General features: G+C 59.5%; 14 protein-coding genes. 3 read left to right on the top strand and 11 right to left on the bottom strand.

From position 1 onward, the window contains the following. Positions 1 to 179: 179 nt before the first annotated feature. The 8 genes from XH80_RS05190 to XH80_RS05155 form a co-directional block, all read right to left on the bottom strand. The gene (locus tag XH80_RS05190; RefSeq protein ID WP_271597629.1) at positions 180 to 914 is read right to left on the bottom strand and encodes a DUF6894 family protein; all 735 of its coding nucleotides are present in this window, start codon (positions 912 to 914) and stop codon (positions 180 to 182) included. A gap of 69 nt (positions 915 to 983) precedes the next feature. Beyond that, entirely contained in the window at positions 984 to 1,262 is a 279-nt protein-coding gene (locus tag XH80_RS05185; protein ID WP_271597628.1) for a MerR family transcriptional regulator, read from the bottom strand. A 2-nt stretch (positions 1,263 to 1,264) separates the two neighbouring features. Then, the gene (locus XH80_RS05180; RefSeq protein ID WP_271597627.1) at positions 1,265 to 2,176 is read right to left on the bottom strand and encodes a DnaJ C-terminal domain-containing protein; all 912 of its coding nucleotides are present in this window, start codon (positions 2,174 to 2,176) and stop codon (positions 1,265 to 1,267) included. A 36-nt stretch (positions 2,177 to 2,212) separates the two neighbouring features. Beyond that, positions 2,213 to 2,755, bottom strand: a complete 543-nt coding sequence (locus tag XH80_RS05175) for a nucleotide exchange factor GrpE (RefSeq protein ID WP_271597626.1) — start codon at positions 2,753 to 2,755, stop codon at positions 2,213 to 2,215. A gap of 40 nt (positions 2,756 to 2,795) precedes the next feature. After that, the gene (gene dnaK / locus XH80_RS05170) at positions 2,796 to 4,709 is read right to left on the bottom strand and encodes a molecular chaperone DnaK (RefSeq protein WP_271597625.1); all 1,914 of its coding nucleotides are present in this window, start codon (positions 4,707 to 4,709) and stop codon (positions 2,796 to 2,798) included. 131 nt (positions 4,710 to 4,840) lie between these two features. Next, the gene (locus tag XH80_RS05165) at positions 4,841 to 5,281 is read right to left on the bottom strand and encodes an Hsp20/alpha crystallin family protein (RefSeq protein WP_271597624.1); all 441 of its coding nucleotides are present in this window, start codon (positions 5,279 to 5,281) and stop codon (positions 4,841 to 4,843) included. A 289-nt stretch (positions 5,282 to 5,570) separates the two neighbouring features. Beyond that, positions 5,571 to 6,230 carry a hypothetical protein gene (locus XH80_RS05160; protein WP_271597623.1) on the bottom strand — a complete coding sequence of 220 codons (660 nt, stop codon included), beginning with the start codon at positions 6,228 to 6,230 and terminating at the stop codon, positions 5,571 to 5,573. Positions 6,231 to 6,242: 12 nt separating this feature from the next. Continuing rightward, positions 6,243 to 6,662 carry a PRC-barrel domain-containing protein gene (locus XH80_RS05155; protein WP_271597622.1) on the bottom strand — a complete coding sequence of 140 codons (420 nt, stop codon included), beginning with the start codon at positions 6,660 to 6,662 and terminating at the stop codon, positions 6,243 to 6,245. A gap of 375 nt (positions 6,663 to 7,037) precedes the next feature. On the opposite strand from XH80_RS05155, the gene XH80_RS05150 reads away from it, so the two are divergent. From XH80_RS05150 to XH80_RS05140, 3 genes are all read left to right on the top strand, one after another. Continuing rightward, positions 7,038 to 7,745 carry a helix-turn-helix domain-containing protein gene (locus tag XH80_RS05150; protein ID WP_271597621.1) on the top strand — a complete coding sequence of 236 codons (708 nt, stop codon included), beginning with the start codon at positions 7,038 to 7,040 and terminating at the stop codon, positions 7,743 to 7,745. 170 nt (positions 7,746 to 7,915) lie between these two features. Further along, on the top strand, positions 7,916 to 9,535 hold the full coding sequence (locus tag XH80_RS05145) for an alpha-amylase family protein (RefSeq protein ID WP_271597620.1): 1,620 nt from the start codon (positions 7,916 to 7,918) through the stop codon (positions 9,533 to 9,535). Positions 9,536 to 9,639: 104 nt separating this feature from the next. After that, positions 9,640 to 10,665 (top strand): glycosyltransferase family 4 protein, encoded by a 1,026-nt coding sequence (locus XH80_RS05140; RefSeq protein ID WP_271597619.1) that lies wholly within the window; start codon positions 9,640 to 9,642, stop codon positions 10,663 to 10,665. A 101-nt stretch (positions 10,666 to 10,766) separates the two neighbouring features. Here the strand turns inward: XH80_RS05140 and XH80_RS05135 are convergent, their stop codons facing one another. The 3 genes from XH80_RS05135 to XH80_RS05120 all read right to left on the bottom strand — a co-directional run bounded on the left by XH80_RS05135 (position 10,767) and on the right by XH80_RS05120 (position 13,623). Continuing rightward, positions 10,767 to 11,831: a YihY/virulence factor BrkB family protein gene (locus XH80_RS05135; protein ID WP_271597618.1), complete on the bottom strand. Its 1,065-nt coding sequence runs from the start codon at positions 11,829 to 11,831 to the stop codon at positions 10,767 to 10,769. Between the two features lie 695 nt (positions 11,832 to 12,526). Further along, complete coding sequence (locus tag XH80_RS05125) at positions 12,527 to 12,826, bottom strand: LuxR C-terminal-related transcriptional regulator (RefSeq protein ID WP_271597617.1); 300 nt, start codon at positions 12,824 to 12,826, stop codon at positions 12,527 to 12,529. After that, a complete protein-coding gene (locus XH80_RS05120; RefSeq protein WP_271597616.1) occupies positions 12,769 to 13,623 on the bottom strand; it encodes an ion channel in 855 nt (284 codons plus the stop codon). Before XH80_RS05120 ends, XH80_RS05125 begins: the two co-directional genes overlap by 58 nt. Between the last annotated feature and the right edge of the window lie 501 nt (positions 13,624 to 14,124).

Here is a 14,124-nt window from a genome sequence, read left to right as displayed (position 1 = left end):
AATCGTCAATGCTCCTAACTGCTGGAGAGCGGACCGCCGGTGCTGCTACGGCGGGATGTTTCGCCGGCGTCCCCACGATCTGGCCAGCGCGCTCAGCTGGGCGATTTGGGCGTCGAGTTCGCTGTCAGCAATCCGTAAGTGTTTTCCGTTTTTCGTCGAATGCGGTGCTCGGCTTACGGTCAAGATTCAATTGGTACGCGCGTGATCGTTCGTCCCCGGTCATCGGTGACAACGACAGAAAAGCCAGACCAGCCGCCATCTCGCGCCAGCTCACGAGCAATGGTCTGGCCACGTTCCGCAGCGTGGCCGGGGGAGGGGAGAACGCTACCGCATTCGTCGGGATAGTTCGTTCCGTTCTCAATATGAAAGAAGAAATGGCCTCCGTCTGCGGGTTTCGTTGTTTGCGGATCGCCGATCGGCTGTCCCCCATTCAGGCGATCGAGATGACAGCGCGCCGCATGCCTCAGGGGTTCGGTGATCGTGGCGATCAGTGGCTCGACATCTTGAGAAAAGTGACGTCCGATCCGCTGGTGAGCGCCCAGAATGACGGAATGACCTGCAGTATCCGTGAGCCGCGCTCCGAGGATGTCCCGAACGCCGCAGCTCAGCACAAACTCATTGTACCACTCGCTTCTCCGCAAAAGTTCCTCCGGAAGACATGTGGAGAGCATGCTCCAGCGCGCATCCAGCAGGGGCGAGTACGGATCGAGCGCGGCGTAGGTCTCGACGTAGCGGGATTTGAACTCGGCACCGAGCCCGCAAAAGACGGCCTCATCGACCATGCCTGTCGTCTTGTTCGTGACAATCAACGCCGCTCCCGCCACGCCCGCCTCATCCATCAGCCTTTGAAGCGCTTTTGGCCAGGCATCCGCGGACATCGCTGCATCGTGAAGTGTTGAGAGAAGCGATTGCATGATCCGTGACCTTCAAGAGATTGGCGATGCCCGAACGCGCAAGCTTATGGTAGCCGATCAGCAAACGCATCAATGCGTGCGGTCATTGGCTGTGATCCGCATCGCCTGGATGTCTCGGAGCAGGCAACGCAGTCCATACAATTGATCCAGCAGATAAAGGACCAACGCGACACCTTCGTCGTTGACACCCAGGCCCCCCTTGAGATCCTCAATCAGGCGGACGCGGGCGAGATCCTGCTCGGAAAACGGATGCCCTGGTCGATGCGCTACCAGCCATTCCGCATCCACCCAGGCTTCGATCGTGGAGGAATCGAGATGAGATCGATCGGCGAATTCCTGAAGCTGCATTGTCACACTCGCATCGACTGTCTTGGGCTATCGGAAGGCTGCCACCCACTCACAAACCGTTCGAGATCCGGGTCTGGTTTTTTTGGCAGAACCAGTTTCAGCGTGACATACTGGTCCCCTCTGCTGCCATCGGCGCGCGGCACGCCGCGTCCCTTGATCCGAAGAACCCGGCCCGAGCTCGACCATTTTGGCACAGAGACCGCGACAGCACCGCTCACGGTTGGTACCTTGAGTTTCGCGCCCAGCACGCCTTCTTTCAGTGAGATCGGCAGGTCCAGGTGGATGTCGTCGCCTTTGCGGACGAAGTAGGGGTGCGGCAGCACACTGATCTCGATCAGGGCGTCGCCTGGCGGACTGTCTCCGGCTCCCCGACGACCCTTCCCCTTCAGGCGCAGAATCTGGCCGTCGCTGGTGCCGGGAGGAATATTGACCTCGAGCGTACTCCCGTCGGGCAGGACAATGGATTGCTTGCCGCCGTTGACGGCATCGAGAAAGTTGAGCTCGAGGTGATATCGGACGTCAGCCCCGCGTCCGCGCCGGGTGGTGCGGCCGGAACGTCCAAAGATCTCGGAGAGAATATCGTCGCTGCCGGCGAAGTCAGTGAAATCGGCAAAGCCGGCCCCATTGGAGTAGCCCGACCAGCCTTCACGATCGGCAAAATCCCGGTAGTATTGCCGGGGCTGCTGCTCGCTACCTGATGCATCGATCTCACCGCGGTCGAATCGGGCGCGCTTGTCCGGATCGTTCAGAAGATTGTAGGCGGCAGATAGTTCCTTGAATTTGTCCTCTGCCGCTTTGTTGCCGGGATTGAGATCAGGATGCAGCTTCTTCGCAAGCCGTCGGTAGGCCTTTTGAATGTCGGCCTGCGTTGCGTCCTTCTTCACGCCCAGCGTTGCATATGGGTCTGCAGCCAACACCAGCTCCTGTTTACGCGTCGACCGGACCGCCGTTCATTGTTGCGGGGGCTGCGGCGATTGTGGTCTAGGCGGTTTGGCTACAACGACCCGGGCCGGCCGCAAGAGACGGTCGTGAAGCATGTAGCCATTCTCCAAAACGTCCACGACGTTGCCGGGAGACTGATCGGACCGATCGGTTTCCATCACGGCTTCGTGCTTCATCGGGTCGAATGGCCGATTGAGAGCCTCGATTTCTTCGACACCGAAGCGTTTCAGGATCTGTGTCAGGATACGATTGGTGGCGACGACGCCGCCCAGCAGGCCGTCGTCGTCCTTGGCTCCCGGGTCCGGCGAGCCAGCGTCGATGGCTCGCCGCAGATTGTCCGCCACCTGCAGCAGTTCGCGGGCAAAGTCGGCGATGGCATATTGCCGGGCGTCTTGGACCCGACGCTCGGCCATGCGTCTCGTGTTCTCGGCGTCCGCAAGTGCACGCATCAGGCGATCGCGCTCGGCGGTGGTCTCCTGCGGCTGGTCGCTTTCCTTGTGCTCACCCGCGGGAAGCTCGCCGAGCACATCATCGATGGTCTTGGTAGCCATGTCGTGCTCCATCTGTCGCGTTCGGCCGGGTTGGAAGGCTTCAAGAAGCCTTTCGATCGCCGGGGTCGACTTCTTCGAACTCCGCGTCGACGACGTCCTCGCCGCTGCCAGACGATCCCGCCTGTCCGCTGCCGGGAGCTCCGCCTTGGGACGCCGCGCGGTTCAAGGCTTCGCCGATCCTGGATGCCGACTGCTGCAGCCGCTGGGTTGCCTGCTGGATCGCTGTCACGTCCTCGGCGCTCAGCCGTTGCTTTGCCTCGGCGATCGCCTGCTCAATCTCCCTCTTGACGTCGGCAGGGATCTTTCCTTCGGACTCCTTCAGGGCCTTCTCGGTGCTGTAGATCACCGCGTCGGCCTGGTTGCGGGCTTCGATGAGCTCCTTGCGCCGCTTGTCCTCGTCGGCGTGGGCTTCGGCCTCCCTGACCATCCTCTGGATGTCTGCTTCGGTCAGGCCGCCGGACGCCTGGATCCGGATACTCTGCTCCTTGCCACTCGCCTTGTCCTTGGCCGATACGTTGACGATGCCATTGGCATCAATATCGAAGGTCACCTCGATCTGCGGCACGCCCCGCGGGGCCGGCGGGATCCCGACCAGATCGAACTGTCCAAGCAGCTTGTTGTCCGCTGCCATCTCGCGTTCACCCTGGAAGACCCGGATCGTGACCGCGGTTTGATTGTCCTCCGCTGTCGAGAACACCTGGCTCTTCTTGGTCGGGATCGTGGTATTGCGGTCGATCAGCTTCGTCATGACGCCGCCAAGTGTCTCGATGCCCAATGACAGGGGTGTCACGTCGAGGAGCAGGACGTCCTTGACGTCGCCTTGGAGAACGCCGGCCTGGATCGCGGCACCGACCGCGACCACTTCATCGGGGTTGACGCCCTTGTGAGGTTCGCGTCCGAACAGCTTCTGCACGGTCTCCTGAACCTTCGGCATGCGGGTCTGGCCGCCGACCAGCACGACTTCGTTGATGTCCGATGGCTGCAGGCCGGCGTCCTTCAACGCTGCCTTGCAGGGATCGATCGTGCGCTGGATCAGGTCGTCGACGAGCGCTTCAAGTTTGGCGCGCGACAGCTTGATATTGAGATGTTTCGGTCCGGCCTGATCCGCGGTGATGAAGGGCAGATTGACGTCCGTCTGGGTGGCGCTGGAGAGTTCGATCTTGGCCTTCTCTGCGGCATCCTTGAGCCGTTGCAGGGCGAGGCGATCTTTGCGGAGGTCGATCCCATTTTCCTTGCGAAACTCGTCCGCCAGATAGTCGATGATCCGCTTGTCGAAGTCCTCTCCACCGAGAAAGGTGTCGCCGTTGGTTGACTTGACCTCGAACACGCCGTCGCCGACCTCCAGGATCGAGACATCGAACGTGCCGCCACCGAGGTCATAGACCACGATCTTGCCGCTGCCTCTCTTGTCGAGGCCGTAAGCGAGGGCCGCCGCAGTCGGCTCATTGATGATGCGAAGGACCTCCAGCCCGGCGATCCGGCCGGCGTCCTTGGTTGCCTGGCGCTGGGCGTCGTTGAAATAAGCGGGCACGGTGATGACGGCCTGCGTCACGGCGCCGCCGAGAGTGGCTTCCGCGGTTTCCTTCATCTTGGTGAGGATGAAAGCGCTGATCTGGCTCGGACTGTACTTTTTGCCCCGGACGTCGACCCAGGCGTCGCCGTTGTCGCCCGGCACGATGTGATACGGCACCATGGTCTTGTCTTTTGCCGTGATCGGGTCGTCGTAACGCCGGCCGATCAGTCGCTTGATGGCGTAGATCGTGTTCTCGGGATTGGTGATACTTTGCCGCTTGGCCGGCTGCCCGACCAGGACTTCGCCATCGTCCGTGAAGGCGACCATGGAGGGCGTGGTGCGCCCACCTTCGGCGTTCTCAATGACCCTGGCTTTGCTGCCTTCCATGACGGCCACGCAAGAGTTGGTGGTTCCGAGATCGATGCCGATTGCTTTTGCCATGATCAAATTCCTTCGGATTGTGAATACGGCGGACGGCTGGAGCGTCCTGGATGTTTGCGTACGGGGGGCGAGACGCTTCGAGCCGGTGTTGTGAGGAGAGAACGGGCTCTGGCGTCTCGCCGCGCCGACGGTCAGGCAGCTTCCTTGACCTCGATCTTTTTCGGTTCGGGCTTTGCCGGCTTTGGAATCGTGATCTTCAGGACGCCGTTGGCCATCGTCGCCTGAACGGAGGACGGGTCGATGCCGGGCGGCAGCTGCAGCACGCGAAGGAACACGCCGTAGCTGCGTTCGCTATGCTGGACATTCTTTTCGCTCTTGTCCTTGCCGCCGTCCGTGCTCTGCTCCACCTTCTTCTCGCCACGAATGGTGAGCGTATCGTCCTCGATGGAGATGTCGACGTCCTTGCGCTCGAGTCCCGGCATTTCGGCGGTGACTTCGATTGCCTTGTCTGTTTCCGCGATGTCAATGCTCGGCACGAGCTGCTGGCCGTTCGGCATTAAGCCCTGCGAAAACTCGCTGAACAGGCGGTCGATTTCCCGATGCAGGCCGAACAGGCCGAAGTCGGGTCGCATCAGCATTCCTGCATCACGAGATGGGACCAGTGAACGTAACCTCATTTTTGGCTTCTCCTTCCCAGTTTGAGATCCAACAGATTCTAGGGGCTATGCGAGCGGCATTCTCGGCGCGGCTGCGTCATCGCTGGTAGGGGCAATCTACGCGGGACGAGCAAGCGGGCCATGACGACCGTCAACTTCCGTCTCGAGTTTTCTCCTTGAGCTTTTGAAGCCGAGTGTAAAATCGCCGGAGATGATCTTTGTGGACGGAGTGAGCAGTGAGGGCGCAGCATTTGTCGCGGCCTCGTTACGGTCGCCCGAGGCGTTCGTCACCCAGCCAGGGATCCGGACGAAGTGAGTGCAATGGCAGATCTTCCGGCCGCTTTTCCAGGTCGATTTCATGAACGTGCACGGCCTGCCCGCCATGCCGCATTAGAATCTCCTGGGCCTGAGCTTCCTTCTCAGGTGCGCGAACCCGAACCCATATCAAGAGGCCATCCCATTCTGCAGCCGGCTCCAAGCCTCTGACGCGCTCACGGCGCAGTAGTCGGTATATGGGCACTATGACGACGGCGCCTGTGAAGATCCCGATCAGGATCGACCACATGGCGACCGCCATAGCCTCATAGCCTTTGATTATCAGGAAAAGAGCGGAGCCAACCGCTGCGATGCAACCAAGAACGCTACTGGCGACGGCTTCAACGCCAAGCAAATCGTCGGCTCCAAAGAAGGGCTGTCTCGGCGCGGTCGGCATATCGGCGAGATCGGCTGGAGGAATCACAGCGTAATTCAGCCGTCGCTGCACATCATCGGGAGATGCGCTGATGTCTATGTCGGAGCGATCGAATCCTGACAGAAGAAGATCCTGGGCCGCGTCATCGAGCGCCCGCCGCGAGTGGAACACAGCAGTCACCTCGCGGGTGCGGGTCCGGTCCAGGATCGTGTCGGTGGATCTTGGCATCGACATACGATGTGACCGTCAAGAGGATCGGTAGTGGAATTCCGATAGCTTCTTCAGCTCTTCTTTGGATGCGCCCGGAAGAGTGATCTTGCTGCCGGCGTCATCGATGGCGAGGCTATCAAACGGGACTGCGACCAGATGGCCACCTACGCCGAGAAAGCCGCCGACCTGCAGAATCGCGAAGTCGAGTTGTTTCTTGTCTTTGGCGGCAATCACGTCGTCTAGGCTTCCGATCTTCTCATTCTTGTCGTTGATGACGGTGCTGCCGATCAGCTTGCTCATGCGATAGCCCTGAGCGACGACGTTTAGGTCAACCTTGACGAGAGCTACGCCAGCCTGCGGCAGGGCGGGATTGCTGCTGAGGACGGCCAATATTCCGCCAAGTGCCGCCAAGCTGATGATGAGTTTTGAAAGAGGACGGGGGAGGGTTGCTTCCATGTCGCGCTCCTGTGACAGTTAGTGACATATCGAGTACCCCCTTTGAACCTGGGGTGCGCTGACCATTGTCAATTTTCGCAGATCCCTTAATCGACACCGGGCTCAGTACCTTGATTGTCCAACCGTCATGGCTGCGCCTTCGCTGCGGCATACGCCTGGATCGATGCCGCGAGAGGTACGAAGTCGTAGGAACCATCGTGCCGTAATCCGTTGTGAAGAAAGCAGAGGGCCTTTCCGTGCGATGTGGCCCATGCGCCGTTACGTGTTTCTACGTACGAAAACTTCCCAAGTTTACGAGGTTGTATTGCTGATAGTTGATTGACTGCGAGCGGATCGTTCCTCCCACCGCGAGTGCGCTGAAAAAAGGACAACGAGATGAAGCCGATAATCCACCCAGCGGACTATTATCGAAGGATGCTCGCTGCACAGCCGCACGCGCTGAAGCGGCTCGATGGGTCGGCGGCGATTGTCAAATTGAGCCGTGATCAGCAGGTTCCGGAAGACGACGGCCCCACTGGGCATTGGTACTACGTGATTGCCGGCGCCGCACGATGTTCAACTATCCGCGCTGATGGACGGCGGCAGATCCTGGACCTGATGCTGGTGCGGGATTTTTTCTTTGTCGGGAACAGCCAGAGAGAGGAAGCGATCGAGGCTATTTCGGAAGAGACCGTACTCGCGGGTTATTCGGCAGTGCGGCTTGAGGGTCTCGGCGAGCGCGATCGCGAGTTCGCAAGAGAACTGAGAGCGATCACCTTTCAATCGTTAGAACGTACCCGGCAGCAGCTCGTCGTCCTCGGGGGGGTAACGACAGCGGACAAAGTAAGTGCGTTCCTGCTGCTGCTTGAGGAACGCTACGGGGACCAGCGGGGAGACATACGGCTTCCCATCACCCGGTATGATCTCGCCGAGTACCTCGCCGTGTCCGTGGAGACTGTGTGTCGTGCGTTTTCAGATCTGCAGCAGCGCGGTGTCATTGCCCTGATTGGGATTCGAACAGTCCGCATTGTGAATCGCGATGCACTGGAGCATCAAATCGGTAGAAGGTATCCGAACGCTGGTTCGGACACGATCGCTGCCTAACGCCGCTTATGGCGTGGATTCATAACGCGCGGTCAACATAGCTCGACGAATCTCAATTGGACCAAGGCGAGGTAGTTGGAGGCGAGCCTCTCGTCACGCGTCGCCGACGACGATAAAGCGGACGTAAGCGCGGTCGTCCTGCAAGAGTGATTCTACAAGGAAGATGGCCGTTGCTCGACCTTTGGTACAAGAACGCAGCAATCTACAGCCTCAACGTGGCCACCTACAAAGATGGCAACGGCGATGGCATCGGCGATTTCAAGGGACTGGTGGCGCAGCTTGACCATATTTCTCAGCTAGGAGTGAATTGCCTGTGGCTGCTGCCATTCTATCCAAGTCCAGGACTCGATCATGGTTATGATGTGACGGACTACTACAATGTAGCGCCAGCTCTCGGAACGCTTGGCGACTTCGTCGAATTCAGCCATCAGGCGCGACTGCGGGGCATGAGGTTGATCATCGACCTCCCAATCAATCATACTTCGGAGCGGCATCCGTGGTTTCAGCAGGCGCGGACCGATCCAAAATCACCATTTCGCGAATACTATATCTGGTCAGATGCGGAGCCGGAGAACAGCACCGAGGGCGTCGTTTTTCCCGGGGTTCAACTGAGCGTATGGACCTACGATCTTTCTGCCCACGCCTGGTACTATCATAGATTCTATCAGCATCAGCCTGATCTAAACATCGCCTACTCTGCCGTCCGTGAAGAGATTTTCAAAATAGTCGGCTTTTGGCTGGAGCTCGGCGTGTCAGGATTCCGCATCGACGCTGCACCGTTCGTCGTTGAGGAGATACGCCCGGATCGTCCAGCAAAACACCGATACGAGTTCTTTGGAGAACTCCGCGACTTTTTGTCGTGGCGCAAGGGTGATGCCGTCCTGTTGGCGGAAGCTAATGTTGCTCCTTCCGAACTTGACCATTACTTCGGCGATGGATCGCGCATACACCTTCTGTTCGCGTTCTTGTTGAACCAGCATTTGTTTCTAGCGCTTGCGCGCGAGAACGCCGAACCACTGCAGAGGTGTCTGGCCGCGCTACCTCGGCTGCCACCATTCGCTCAGTGGGCCCAGTTCTTGCGCAATCACGATGAACTTGATCTCGGGCGGTTGGCGCCCGAAGAGCGTGAGGAAGTCTACGCCGCCTTTGCTCCAGTTCGAAAGATGCAACTTTATGGCCGCGGGATTCGCCGGCGGCTCGCATGCATCCTTGGGAACGATCGCCGGCGCATCGAACTCGCCTTCAGCCTGCTCTTCAGCTTGCCTGGCACACCGGTCATCTATTACGGTGACGAGCTGGGTATGGGTGATGACCTCGCGCTTCCGGAGCGATGGCCGGTGCGAACGTGCATGCAGTGGACCCATGACGAAGATGGCGGGTTTTCTTCTCGGCCGGCTGCCAGATTACTGCACCGCATCATCAATGACGTCGAATACGCTCCGGCCAAGGTCAATGCCGTCGCCCAGCAACGAGATCCGGACTCGCTCTTCAATTGGTTGCGACGCCTGGTCGAAACCCGCCAGTCTTGCCCGGAAATCGGGTGGGGCGATTTGAGTTTGCCGCAAAGCGATCAATCCACAGTTCTGACCCAACAATTCGCGTGGGAGGGCCGATCGGTGCTTACATTGCACAACTTGTCGCAGGCTAAGGGCAATGTCCATGTCACGGGTCTTTCGAAAGAACGCAAGCTGATAGACGTCTTCGGTAATCGCGTTTACTCATCAAACGCCAACCTGGATGATGAGATTGAACTTGATGGCTACGGATATCGTTGGTTTCGCATGGAATGATGGTGCGCTTGCCTGACAGAGGCGACCTGCTCCGCGGTAGCTTTCGCGAGCCCGCCGGTTCGAATTCAGGCCGCTGAGACGCAAGCTCGGTTTCGAGTATTTCAATGAGGATAGCTCAGATTGCTCCCCTGGCCGAAAGCGTCCCGCCAAGGCTCTATGGCGGTACTGAAAGAGTTGTTGCCTGGCTGGTGGACGCACTCGTCGAGCTTGGGCATGAGGTCACTTTGTTCGCGAGCGGCGATTCCAGGACCCGAGCTACGCTTTTTCCGGTCTGGCCCAAAGCCCTTCGCCTTGGGCGACCACGCTCGGATCCGAACGCGGCTTTGGCCGCCCAACTGGAAGCCGTATCCGATTACGCTACCCAGTTCGACGTGATTCACGCTCACATCGATTGGCTACATCTGCCCATCCTCAAACGAGCGGGAGTGCCATTCCTTACGACGATGCACGGCCGGCTGGATCTGCCTGGATTGCCGGCCGTGACCAGCAAGTTTCCAGAAGCTTGTTTTGTATCCATCTCCGATAATCAGCGCATCCCGCTCGCCAGCGCAAACTGGTGTGGAACGGTTTATCACGGTCTGCCCATCGACCAGTTCCGCGCCTCATTGGCTGCCGGATCGTACCTGGCGTTTCTCGGGCGCTTAACCGCCGAAAAAGGCCCCGAAGATGCTATCCGCATCGCTCTCGCCGCAAGAATGCCGCTTCGAATTGCTGCAAAGGTCCCTCGCGCCGAAACAGGGTATTTCAGAGAGAAGATAGAGCCTCAGATTGACGGCAAACAAATCCAGCTGGTCGGCGAAGTAGATGACCAATCGAAACAGCCTTTCCTTGCAGGAGCTGCTGCTTTGCTCTTCCCGATCAAGTGGCCCGAGCCGTTTGGATTGGTGATGATTGAGGCGATGGCCTGCGGAACGCCAGTCATTGCCTACCGGTCCGGTTCGGTGCCCGAGATTGTAGAGGAAGGCGTGACAGGTTTCATCGTCCAAAATGAGGACGAAGCAGTTCAGGCTGTAGCGCGGCTTGGGCAAATCGATCGCCGGCGCGTCCGTACGCGCTTCGAAGAGCGCTTCACAGCGGAGCGGATGGCACGGGAATACTTGCGCCACTATCGAGCCATCGTGGCCCGGTGAGGCTGGACATTTCTATGTATCTGCTTTGTTCGACAGCATCGTCGCGAGTGCAGCTATCGGCATGGCACAGCCGGACGGCGGCTCGATGCGCAACGCCATTTTCAATGACCTCGTGCCTCGCCGACCGTGTCGGCCACCCGGGCCCCGCGGGCGCCGATCTTGGTTGGCGGGCCCGTGGTTGTGTCGCGGGCGGTCTGATGCTCCATCTCGGCATCGATCTCGGCGCCAAGAAGGATGACGATGGCCGAGATCCACAGCCAGGTCATAAAGCCGATGACAGCCCCAAGCGAACCGTACGTCTCGTTGAATTTACCGAAGCTCGCGACATACCAGGAGAATAACCCGGATACCGCGAGCCAAAGCAGTGCCGCGATCGCGCTGCCCCACGTGACCCAACGCCATTGGGCCGCCTCTCGGCTGGGGCCGTAGCGGTAGATCAAGGCCAAGGCCAGCGTGAGTAACAGAAACATCGCTGGCCATCTCCCGATGCGGACCAGAAGGTCGCCGGTGTTGGACAAGCCAACATAATTGAGGATCACTGGAACAGCGATGATGCAGCCTAAGGCCGCCATCATGAACACGATCCCGCTGACCGTAAAACCCAGGGAAACAGCATTCAGCTTGAAGAACCCGCGCTTCTCGTCTTCGCCGTAAACGATGTTCAACGTGTCGAACAGCGACTTCATGGCGGCATTGGCGCTCCAAAGAGATGTTGCCAGCCCGATCAGGAAGGTGAGGCCGAGCGTGTTGGAGCCTTTCGACGCCACGCGGGTCAGTTGCTCTCTCACGATATCCAATGCCCCGCCAGGTAGGAAGCCGCCAAGCTGATCGAGGTGCTTGCCGATGGTCATGGGATCGGAGAAGAGTCCGTAGATCGCAACCAGCGCCGCAATCGCCGGAAAAATGGCAAGTATGCTGTAGTAGGCCATGCCTGCTGCGAGGGTGAGGACGCGGTGTCTAGAGATGTTGGAAAAGACGCGCAGCAGGATGTCCTTCCATCCCTTCGCGGGGATTTCCGACGGCGAGGTCGCCTGCCGGCCACGATCCTCTTCTGATTCGACGTCCCTGTTGGCTCTCCGAGGCGCCTCGAGAGACTTTCTTGAGTTGGGAATCTGGTTCTGGCTCGTGCCTTCTTGGCCGCCCGGAACCGTGTCAACATTCGTCATGACGCTCTCCGAACCTCCAATCGCATACGGCGGGGCGTGTTCCTTTTTTTGTTCACTGACGTCGGCTTTTGCACTTTGCCAAACGGGCGCGACGATAGTAATCGCCTGGAATTAACAGTTGTCAGGGAAGCCGCGTCACAAACTCAATAGTTTCCCAGATCACCGCCCGGCCCGCGGCAAACATCGATGATGAGGGCGCCCATCAGCGCTCGCGCCAAACGCATACTGGGAGAGCGCTATGTCCAAGCGGCGGCGTCGCTTCAAGCAATCGCGATCATTGGAAGAGCGCCTTGCGGCGGAGGCTGAGCACCTGCGCGAGAAGGCAGTTAAGGCTCCCCCAGGTACCGAGCGGGAAACCCTTCTGCGCAGAGCCCGCCAGTTCGAAGAGGGTATGCACATGAGCGAGTGGCTGAGAACGCCCGGCCTCCAATAGCCGTATTGATCGCGTGATCCCCGAGCCACAAATCGAGGCTTATTCTCGCCAAGCGCGCATCTGTCTTGGGATTGCGCTCGTCGGTGCGATCATTTTCCTTGCCGGCCTGCTTATGACCTTCCTGTAAGGCCGCGTCAGTTTGGCGGCCTCTTTCATTCTCAACGTTCCGCTTATCGACCCAAAACCGAAGTCAGGTCTGGCGTATCGGACTTCTTGGCATTAGTTGCGGCCGCAGATTGAGAGAACAACGTGTGATCTTCGATCAAGTTCGCTGGCGCACCGCTGCGATCGCAAGCCGAACCAGATCGGCGAGGTTCTTCGTGCTCACCTTGCGCATGAGGTTGAGGCGGTAGCTCTCGACCGTCCGCGGGCTCAGATTGAGGTGACGCGAGATCTCCTTGGTTGACCTCCGCCAAGTCGCTGGCCGCCGAGAGCAGCAGGCTTCAGGCCGAAGTCGCGCAATTACTCGGCGAGCTCCGTGCGGCTTAGCGCATAGCGGCGCGATCAGGGCAGTAACGGCGCCGCCGCCGTACCAAGATGCTCCGCAGCGGCCTGCACGCACGTTGCATGCCAACGGCGTCGCTCCGTAAACGTCAGCGCATCGATCGACGGTCGCAGCTTGTAGCCTGCGGCGGCCAGCCGGGCGCAGAGCTGTGGCACGGACGCTCCTATCGTATCGTCAACCAGAGGATCGAGGCCGACCACGCGGTTCAATTCGTCAATGAGCCGCAACCCTTCGCTGCGAAGAAGGATCGCGGGAGCTAGGCTGCCCGGGTCATCGATCAGTAGCTCGAGGATGAGCGCGAGGTCCATCATTGCGCCAAGAGTCGCCGGCCACCCGGCGCCTACTGACGCCGACCTGAAGTAAATCAGGGAGGGGTGCGAAGCATGGCTTTGGAGCACGGATGCGCACCAGTCGCGGCCGCCATAGAGAACGCGCCTGATTTCCTCGGGGGAGTTCAGGTCTGCGTAACATTCCAGCAGTCCTAGCGCAGACGGCGGCTCGCCCGCCGCCGTTGTGAGCGCCAAAATCCCGGCGTCGCGGCGAGAGATGCCTTCCTGCACCTCGAGCAAGTAAGTCACCGCCATCGTCAGGACCGAAAGGCCGGAGAAGCCCGCTATAACCAGGGCCCAACGCGCGGGTCCTTGCGCCTCGATGCCGCTCAGCCCCACGGTACAGAGGGCGCTTCCGACGATGAACAACGCCTGAAGGAAATCGGGAGACGGAGAGAACGAATACCTCAAGCCATGGGCCACCAGGCCGAAGCCCAGCAGGAGAAGACCCAGATGAAAAAAGAGCCCATCAAGATTGCGGGTGCGAAACTGGTCGAAACCGCACGCTTGCCGCGACGTGTCCACTTCCAGATCGGGACCGCCACCACGAGAAGCCTACGGGCTACGCGCAAAGCGCCTCTGCTCTCGCCAGGGACGACGACCGTGTCGAAGACGTCTCGCAGAGCGAGCACGACCAGAACAACACCCGCAGCGATCTCGATTGCCCGCGCGATCACGGCAAGACGCCGCCAGAGGCGCGCGAACTCCACTTGAACACGTCAAGTCTCGCAGCGGGTCACGAGCACCGCTGCTCACATGGCCAGCACCGCGATCAGAAAGGTTCCGGCGGACATCGTCCGCCTGCCGTACTCATGTCGGATCAGAAGCATCGGATCACTTCCGATTGTCAAGCATGAACCCTGCGGTTTTGTTTTCGTTCCGATACTCTGGACCGGCGATCACTCGCCACTGGCGGCGGTACGCTATGCCTGGTTAGGTCCGATGTTGATGCTGTGGACGGCTCCTCCACCGGCACGAGAGTGCCAAGGAGTGGGCGCCGTTTGAGGCTCCCACGATTCGGAGGAG

This window comes from Bradyrhizobium sp. CCBAU 45384 (assembly GCF_028128665.1).
In the GTDB taxonomy this organism is placed as follows: Bacteria; Pseudomonadota; Alphaproteobacteria; order Rhizobiales; family Xanthobacteraceae; genus Bradyrhizobium; species Bradyrhizobium manausense.
This window is presented reverse-complemented; position numbering and strand designations above follow the sequence as displayed.

Coding starts and splice junctions, on each gene's coding strand:
- XH80_RS05165 (WP_271597624.1), bottom strand. CDS start 5,281: ATGCGACCCGACTTCGGCCTGTTCGGCCTGCATCGGGAAATCGACCGC.
- XH80_RS05190 (WP_271597629.1), bottom strand. CDS start 914: ATGCAATCGCTTCTCTCAACACTTCACGATGCAGCGATGTCCGCGGAT.
- XH80_RS05135 (WP_271597618.1), bottom strand. CDS start 11,831: ATGACGAATGTTGACACGGTTCCGGGCGGCCAAGAAGGCACGAGCCAG.
- XH80_RS05140 (WP_271597619.1), top strand. CDS start 9,640: ATGAGGATAGCTCAGATTGCTCCCCTGGCCGAAAGCGTCCCGCCAAGG.
- XH80_RS05175 (WP_271597626.1), bottom strand. CDS start 2,755: ATGGCTACCAAGACCATCGATGATGTGCTCGGCGAGCTTCCCGCGGGT.
- XH80_RS05155 (WP_271597622.1), bottom strand. CDS start 6,662: ATGGAAGCAACCCTCCCCCGTCCTCTTTCAAAACTCATCATCAGCTTG.
- XH80_RS05185 (WP_271597628.1), bottom strand. CDS start 1,262: ATGCAGCTTCAGGAATTCGCCGATCGATCTCATCTCGATTCCTCCACG.
- XH80_RS05150 (WP_271597621.1), top strand. CDS start 7,038: ATGAAGCCGATAATCCACCCAGCGGACTATTATCGAAGGATGCTCGCT.
- XH80_RS05160 (WP_271597623.1), bottom strand. CDS start 6,230: ATGTCGATGCCAAGATCCACCGACACGATCCTGGACCGGACCCGCACC.
- dnaK (WP_271597625.1), bottom strand. CDS start 4,709: ATGGCAAAAGCAATCGGCATCGATCTCGGAACCACCAACTCTTGCGTG.